This window comes from Mesorhizobium sp. M7A.F.Ca.CA.002.05.1.1, from assembly GCF_003998335.1.
Classification (GTDB): Bacteria; Pseudomonadota; Alphaproteobacteria; order Rhizobiales; family Rhizobiaceae; genus Mesorhizobium.
The window spans coordinates 1-2,399 of record NZ_RZQI01000894.1; the positions used below are offsets into that span (position 1 = coordinate 1).

3 protein-coding genes are annotated in these 2,399 nt (G+C 64.4%); all 3 read left to right on the forward strand.

The window, feature by feature from the left end; translation table 11 throughout:
* A partial coding sequence (gene glyA, locus EN939_RS30130) for a serine hydroxymethyltransferase (RefSeq protein WP_164751349.1) occupies window positions 1-1,051 on the forward strand: 1,051 nt, incomplete at its 5' end.
* Between the two features lie 76 nt (window positions 1,052-1,127).
* Window positions 1,128-1,775, forward strand: a complete 648-nt coding sequence (locus tag EN939_RS30135) for a hypothetical protein (RefSeq protein ID WP_127271308.1) — start codon at window positions 1,128-1,130, stop codon at window positions 1,773-1,775.
* Window positions 1,776-1,932: 157 nt separating this feature from the next.
* Window positions 1,933-2,399 (forward strand): transcriptional regulator NrdR (gene nrdR / locus EN939_RS30140; protein WP_127271310.1); only part of this gene is annotated, 467 nt, incomplete at its 3' end.

Below are 2,399 nucleotides of genomic sequence, written 5' to 3' on the forward strand. Positions count from 1 at the left end.
GGCCATCGAGCGCGCCAAGAAGCTGTTCGGCTGCAACTTCGCCAACGTCCAGCCGAATTCCGGCAGCCAGATGAACCAGGCGGTGTTCCTGGCGCTTTTGCAGCCGGGCGACACGTTCATGGGCCTCGACCTCAATTCCGGCGGCCATCTGACCCACGGTTCGCCGGTCAACATGAGCGGCAAATGGTTCAAGGTCGTCTCCTATGGCGTGCGCCAGGACGACCATCTGCTCGACATGGATGCCATCGAGAAGACCGCGCATGAGACCAAGCCGAAGCTGATCCTGGCCGGCGGCACCGCCTATTCGCGCGTCTGGGACTGGAAGCGGTTTCGCGAGATCGCCGACGCGGTCGGCGCTTATCTGATGGTCGACATGGCGCACATCGCCGGCCTGGTCGCCGGCGGCGTGCATCCGTCGCCGCTGCCGCACGCCCATGTCGTGACCACCACGACGCACAAGTCGCTGCGCGGCCCGCGCGGCGGCATGATCCTGTGCAATGACGAGGACATCGCCAAGAAGATGAATTCGGCGGTGTTCCCCGGCCTGCAGGGCGGTCCGCTGATGCATGTCATCGCTGCCAAGGCTGTCGCTTTCGGCGAAGCGCTGAAGCCGAGTTTCAAGGTCTATGCCGAGAGCGTTGCCGCCAACGCCAAGGCGCTGGCCTCCAGCCTCAAGGAGACTGGTCTCGACATCGTCTCCGGCGGCACCGACAACCATCTCATGCTGGTGGACCTCAGGCCCAAGAACGCCACCGGCAAGCGCGCCGAGGCGGCGCTCGGCCGCGCCAACATCACCTGCAACAAGAACGGCATTCCGTTCGACCCGGAAAAGCCTTTCGTCACCTCGGGCGTGCGTCTCGGCACCCCGGCCGGCACCACGCGCGGCTTCGGCCAGGCCGAATTCCGCGAGACCGGCAAGCTGATCGCCGAAGTGCTGGACGGTCTCAAGGTTGCGAATTCCGACGAGGGCAATGCCGCTGTCGAAGCTGCGGTCAAGGCCAAGGTCGTGGCGCTGACCGATCGCTTCCCGCTCTATCCCTATCTCGGCTGACGCGATAGGAAGGCTTACCGCCTGCTGCAACGACAAGCGTCGTTTCAGCAGGCCGGCGCGACCGGCAGGAGCCTTGATGATGCGACCATTTCGTTTCGCCGACCTTGGTGCCGTTGGCGCTCTGGCCGCTTTGATCGCCGTGCCTTTCCCCGCCGCCTTGGCGAAAACCGCCTCTGCTCAACCAGCGCCTGCGCAACCCGCACCTCAGGCCGAGCCGGCGGCGCCCGCCCAGGTGGCACCCAAGCTCGAAACGTTCGGCAGATGGTCGACCCTGGTCGACGAGGTCGACACCGGTGAGGATCTGCGCAAGACCTGCGCTGCCTCGACCGCCTTTATCGGCGCGGGCGGCGTGCCCGGTACCTTGACGCTCGTCATCACGAACGGCGATGCACTGCCGCCGGATGCCTACCCCTCCATAACCATCGCCGTCGACAACAAGGGTCTGCCGGCCGGCAAGTCGATTGCCGCCACCATCGGCGACGACAAGGGCCGTGTCGCCGCCAAACTCCATTCCGATGGCGCCGTCAACGGCCGGCTCAGCTGGACCGTGGACAATCAGGCCAAGATCAGCCTGGCGCTCTTGCGCGCCATGCGCCGGGCATCGGTGCTTGATGTCTCCTTTGGCGACGCGCCTGTTGGAAGCATATCCATGGACGGCTTCACCAAGGCCTATCGCAGCCTCGGTGCATCGTGCGGATTCCCGACCGCCGACGTAGCTCCCTGAAGACATCGGTACGCGGTGCGGCTGCCTGGCGAGGCTGGCAATCCTGCTTGCGCCTCGCTATCTCTGAAGGGCGTGGGGCTGTTGGCGACACTTTGCCATCGCTGCAAAAACCTCTAAGCCTTTCGCTTCACCAGATTCGCCAACCAAAGGCTTCTCCATGCGCTGTCCCTATTGCCAGTCAGAAGATACGCAGGTGAAGGATTCGCGCCCCGCAGAGGATGGCGCGGCGATCCGCAGGCGGCGTGTCTGCCCCGATTGCGGCGGTCGCTTCACCACCTTCGAGCGCGTGCAGTTGCGCGACCTCGTCGTGGTCAAGAAATCGGGCCGCAAAGTGCCCTTCGACCGCGACAAGCTGCTGCGTTCGGTGGAGATCGCCGTGCGCAAGCGCAATGTCGATCCCGAGCGCATCGACCGCGCGGTGACCGGCATCGTGCGCCAGCTCGAAAGTTCCGGCGAGACGGAGGTTGCTTCGGGAGAAGTCGGCCGGCTGGTCATGGAAGCGCTGAAGTCGCTCGACGATGTCGCCTATGTCCGCTTTGCCTCGGTCTACCGCAATTTTCGCGAGGCCAAGGATTTCCATGAATTGCTGGGCGAGCTCAAGGGCGACGAAATCAAGGGTGAAGA